General features: G+C 53.0%; 1 rRNA gene. It reads right to left on the bottom strand.

What is annotated here, in order from left to right:
* Positions 1 to 1,561, bottom strand: a 23S ribosomal RNA gene (locus tag JHD74_RS25750); the annotation flags it as partial.

The following is a 1,561-nucleotide window of genomic DNA, read 5'->3' as shown; positions in this document are numbered from 1 at the left end:
GTGCTGTGTTTTTATTAAACAGTTGCAGCCAGCTGGTATCTGCGACTGGCTTCAGCTCCGAGAGCAAGTCTCTTCACCTACGCGCCAGCGTGCCTTCTCCCGAAGTTACGGCACCATTTTGCCTAGTTCCTTCACCCGAGTTCTCTCAAGCGCCTTGGTATTCTCTACCTGACCACCTGTGTCGGTTTGGGGTACGATTTGATGTTACCTGATGCTTAGAGGCTTTTCCTGGAAGCAGGGCATCAACTACTTCTGCACCGTAGTGCATCGTCATCACGCCTCAGGGTTGATAGCGTTCCGGATTTACCAGGAACACCCCCCTACACGCTTAAACCGGGACAACCGTCGCCCGGCTAGCCTAGCCTTCTCCGTCCCCCCTTCGCAGTAACACCGAGTACAGGAATATTAACCTGTTTCCCATCGACTACGCCTTTCGGCCTCGCCTTAGGGGTCGACTCACCCTGCCCCGATTAACGTTGGACAGGAACCCTTGGTCTTCCGGCGAGCGGGTTTTTCACCCGCTTTATCGTTACTTATGTCAGCATTCGCACTTCTGATACCTCCAGCAAACCTCACAGTTCACCTTCAACGGCTTACAGAACGCTCCCCTACCCAACAACGCCTAAGCGTCGCTGCCGCAGCTTCGGTGCATGGTTTAGCCCCGTTACATCTTCCGCGCAGGCCGACTCGACCAGTGAGCTATTACGCTTTCTTTAAATGATGGCTGCTTCTAAGCCAACATCCTGGCTGTCTATGCCTTCCCACATCGTTTCCCACTTAACCATGACTTTGGGACCTTAGCTGGCGGTCTGGGTTGTTTCCCTCTTCACGACGGACGTTAGCACCCGCCGTGTGTCTCCCGTGATAACATTCTTCGGTATTCGGAGTTTGCATCGGTTTGGTAAGCCGGGATGGCCCCCTAGCCGAAACAGTGCTCTACCCCCGAAGATGAGTTCACGAGGCGCTACCTAAATAGCTTTCGGGGAGAACCAGCTATCTCCCGGTTTGATTGGCCTTTCACCCCCAGCCACAAGTCATCCGCTAATTTTTCAACATTAGTCGGTTCGGTCCTCCAGTTAGTGTTACCCAACCTTCAACCTGCCCATGGCTAGATCACCGGGTTTCGGGTCTATACCTTGCAACTATTCGCCCAGTTAAGACTCGGTTTCCCTACGGCTCCCCTATACGGTTAACCTTGCTACAAAATATAAGTCGCTGACCCATTATACAAAAGGTACGCAGTCACACCACGAAGGTGCTCCCACTGCTTGTACGTACACGGTTTCAGGTTCTATTTCACTCCCCTCGCCGGGGTTCTTTTCGCCTTTCCCTCACGGTACTGGTTCACTATCGGTCAGTCAGGAGTATTTAGCCTTGGAGGATGGTCCCCCCATATTCAGACAGGATGTCACGTGTCCCGCCCTACTCATCGAACTCACAATTAATGCATTTTAGTGTACGGGGCTATCACCCTTTGCTGCGCGACTTTCCAGACGCTTCCACTAACACAAGAACTGATTCAGGTTCTGGGCTGTTCCCCGTTCGCTCGCCGCTACTAGGG

Origin of the sequence: Serratia sp. ASV30 (assembly GCF_016428815.1) — a bacterium.
Lineage (GTDB): Bacteria > Pseudomonadota > Gammaproteobacteria > Enterobacterales > Enterobacteriaceae > Chania > Chania fonticola_C.
The sequence above is the reverse complement of the archived record's forward strand: the minus strand, read 5'-3'. Positions and strand labels throughout refer to the sequence as shown.